Origin of the sequence: uncultured Chryseobacterium sp., from assembly GCF_913776365.1 — a bacterium.
Classification (GTDB): Bacteria; Bacteroidota; Bacteroidia; order Flavobacteriales; family Weeksellaceae; genus Chryseobacterium.
Window position 1 is genome coordinate 1 of sequence record NZ_CAJYMO010000239.1, and the last position, 3,377, is coordinate 3,377.

Consider the following 3,377-nt stretch of genomic DNA (forward strand, 5'->3'; position numbering starts at 1 on the left):
CCTGAAAGTGCGGTACAGCTTTCAGGATTATCGCTGATTCAGCCGTTCCTTCACGAAACGGTCCGGAGCCTTTCCGGCGGCGAAAAAAGGCTGGTCGAAGTCCTGCTCATCCAGCACGTCGCGGAAACGGTGATCGGAAATGATGATACCCTTCTGCCGGGACTGTTCCCTGATGAGGCCTTTGATAACCTCTGTGGTTTTAGGGGAAAGCCCGCTGAAAGGCTCATCCAGCAATATGAATTTCGAATCGCCATACAGGATGAGCAGGACTTCGACCAGCCTTTTTTCGCCGCCGGAAAGGCTCCGGACCGTTTCGTGAAGGAACGGCTGAATCAGCGATAATCCTGAAAGCTGTACCGCACTTTCAGGTAGACAGAACAAGGGAATCAGGTTTTTAACTTTAACTTCCCGGGGAAGGAAGCTGTGCTGGGGCAGATAAGACAGGTTGCCCCGGCGGTCCGGCTGGCTGATCATCACTTTATCATCCACCCGGATAAACTGCGAGTCACCTTTCACAGTACCGGAAATGATTTTCATCAGGGTGGATTTGCCGGTCCCGTTCCTGCCTAAGAGCCCGGTCACGCTCCCGGTATCGCAGATCAGGCAGACATCCCCGAGGACTTTCTGCTCATTGAAAGATTTGGTAATACTGTCTGCATGGAGCCTGCTCATAAAAATTTGGTGATGAGGTTGATCAGGACGCTTATTGATGCCGTTACCATCCACAGGAACTTCTTTGAAAAGCCGAAGTGGGCATAAAAATAATATTCATGCCTGAACCGGATTTCATAGATGAAAAAATGCATGGCCGGAAGAAACAGAAGGAAGCAGAGGCCGAAATTACCTGAGGTAAAACCGAGTGAAAAACACATCAACAGTGAAAAAGCAACCGCCGGAATCAGCAGTTTAAGATAAAAGATCCTGAAAATCCTGAAATTTTTAATCATACCCAAATCTACAGTAATTTTTATACAAAGAAAAACCGGAAAACAGAGAATTGGCATCCATTTCTTAAAATTGGGTTCTGCTATAGTTTTTTTTACTATATTTAGGTCATAATCATTTGAAAACCTTTCATTCATGAAGAAAAATCTATTCTTTTTTTTCCTGACCCTTTCAGGAAGCTGTTGTGTTCAGGCAAATACCGTGGTGCTACAAAAACCGGGATCTCATTTTTTCTGCGATACCCTGGCTCCGGCCGGTGTTCAGGTAAGCAGCATTACCCTTACTACGGCAGTGGTCAGCTGGGCTGCGGATCCCAATACCCAGAATTACACCGTCAGGTTCAGGCCTGTCGGCACTGCAGCCTGGTTAACGGTGAATGTTGCGTCAGGTCAGAACGCATTGACGCTTACCAACCTTATGCCTTGTGTAAACTATGAGGTGCAGGTAGCCAAGAACTGTAACAATACCCTCGGGACCTGGTCGGCACCCTTGCTGTTTACCACTTATCTCAACTATTGCGCTGCGGCTTCTTCCGATATGAATGTCATGCATCTTTCCAATGTTACGGTAACGCCTTCCGGAGGGCCGGCAACAATGACCAGCAATTCCGGAGCATCCCTGTATACCGATTACCGTTCAGATCCCAACCGGAAGGTGCAGCTGCTCATCGGCAGTACCGGCAATACAATATCGGTGACCAGAACCTGGAGCGGTAATCCTTCGGCTGTATCGGTAAGGGCCTGGATCGATTTTAATGCCAACGGTATTTTTGAGTCAAACGAGATGATGGTTTCCTCAGGTTCTTCGGCCGCTTCCGTAGTTTCTGCAGTCTTCAGTGTTCCTGCGATGGCTTTCCAGACCGGCCCGAACTGCCAGGTCGCCATGCGGGTGATCGTCAGTGAAACTTCTGCCAGCCCGGTCTGCGGAACCTTTACCTATGGTGAAGCAGAAGATTACGGTGTGTCTTTTGTTACCCCGGCTCAGCTTTCCGTTGCAGAAAACGGTCCTCTGAAAACCGGCAGTCTCTATCCCAATCCTACGGCAAGTATGCTGACGCTTTCCGGGATTGCCGGCGAGACCTATGAAATTTATAATGCGGCAGGGCAGAAAATGCAGCAGGGCAGGATTCAGGATCGTAACATTGACGTCAGGGATCTGGTTCCGGGCACGTATTTCCTGCAGGTCAGGAATAAGGAAAACATGACCCGCCTGAAATTCGTCAGGCAGTAAAATAAAACAAAGAGCGCCTGAATTCAGGCGCTCTTTTCTATTGATATAGGAATCCGTATTATTATGACAGGGCGGATAACATCAGATCAGTTAAAGCAGACTTTACCTACTGCCCAATCAATGATATGATACAAGATCCATCTCCGGATTCTCAAATTACCGGATGATCCGGATCAGATCCTTTCCAGTTCATCTGCATTGATGGTGGTCTTGAACGTTCCGTAATTGACAATCACTTTATTTTTGGAAACTTTTTCGATGGTACCGACACTGGTGCTTCCGGTAATACGGACACGCTGGCCTTCTTTCAGCCAGAGTGCACGGTCAGTCTTCCGTTTTTCCTCCAGCTTCTCGTTGGTCTCCGAAATCTTCTCAATGACTTCTTCTTTTTTCAGCTGCTGGGTGATCTTTCTTTTCACTACCTGCAGGCGTTTGGATTCATCTTTATCTGCCCCGATTTTCCTGAATTTTTCCTGTTCCAGGATCTTCACAAAGTCCTTCACAACATCCTTCCTGGATCTGCCTTTGATATAGCCGTCGATAAAAGATTCGATCTTGTTTCCGAACTGGAGTTTCCGGTGCTCTTCTTCATACAGTTTCTGAAAATTGAACAGTTTCTGCTGAAGCTGCTCGTTCAGTTTCTGCAAATTGTCCCTTTTGTCCTCTACAGACTCTTTCCGCTCGGCAAGATCGGTTTTCAGTTTTTCAACTTCATATTTTTCCTGCTGGAGCTTCACAATGGTTTTATCAAGGTTGACGATGTCATGCTCTACCTTTTTCTTGGCGGAATGAATGATGAACCTTGGGATTTTGTTTTTCTCGGCCACCTCAAAGGTAAAAGAGCTTCCGGCCTGGCCTATTTCCAGTTTGTACATCGGCTCCAGCGTTTCCTCGTTGAAGAGCATGGCGGCATTCTGGGCGTTCGGAAGTTCTTCAACCACCAGCTTGATGTTGGTATAATGGGTGGTGATGATGGCAAAACTCTTTTTTTCGTAGAAAAATTCCAGGAAGCTTTCTGCGAGGGCACCGCCCAGTTCAGGATCGGATCCTGTCCCGAATTCGTCGATCAGCAAAAGGGTGCCGGCATCTGCCTCACGGATGATACCGCCCATTTTTTTCAGCCTGGACGAATAGGTGGAAAGGTGGTTTTCGATAGACTGGTTGTCGCCGATATCCGTCATGATCTTATCGAAGAAAAACAT

At 47.4% G+C, this 3,377-nt stretch carries 4 protein-coding genes; 1 reads left to right on the forward strand and 3 read right to left on the reverse strand.

The window, feature by feature from the left end:
• Nucleotides 1-27: 27 nt before the first annotated feature.
• Together QZ735_RS12250 and QZ735_RS12255 are read right to left on the reverse strand one after the other, a co-directional pair.
• A complete protein-coding gene (locus tag QZ735_RS12250) occupies nt 28-672 on the reverse strand; it encodes an ATP-binding cassette domain-containing protein (RefSeq protein WP_294248804.1) in 645 nt (214 codons plus the stop codon).
• A complete protein-coding gene (locus tag QZ735_RS12255) occupies nt 669-947 on the reverse strand; it encodes a hypothetical protein (RefSeq protein ID WP_294248806.1) in 279 nt (92 codons plus the stop codon). Before QZ735_RS12255 ends, QZ735_RS12250 begins: the two co-directional genes overlap by 4 nt.
• Before the next feature lie 133 nt (nt 948-1,080).
• On the opposite strand from QZ735_RS12255, the gene QZ735_RS12260 reads away from it, so the two are divergent.
• A complete protein-coding gene (locus QZ735_RS12260) occupies nt 1,081-2,175 on the forward strand; it encodes a GEVED domain-containing protein (protein ID WP_294248809.1) in 1,095 nt (364 codons plus the stop codon).
• Between the two features lie 173 nt (nt 2,176-2,348).
• Here QZ735_RS12260 and QZ735_RS12265 read toward each other — a convergent pair.
• Nucleotides 2,349-3,377, reverse strand: a 1,029-nt coding sequence (locus tag QZ735_RS12265) for a MutS2/Smr-associated SH3 domain-containing protein (RefSeq protein ID WP_367117850.1), incomplete at its 5' end; no start/stop codon positions are given.

What these genes read in the sequence shown, in the direction of transcription:
- QZ735_RS12260 (WP_294248809.1), top strand. Translation starts at nt 1,081, where the DNA reads ATGAAGAAAAATCTATTCTTTTTTTTCCTGACCCTTTCAGGAAGCTGT.
- QZ735_RS12250 (WP_294248804.1), bottom strand. Translation starts at nt 672, where the DNA reads ATGAGCAGGCTCCATGCAGACAGTATTACCAAATCTTTCAATGAGCAG.
- QZ735_RS12255 (WP_294248806.1), bottom strand. Translation starts at nt 947, where the DNA reads ATGATTAAAAATTTCAGGATTTTCAGGATCTTTTATCTTAAACTGCTG.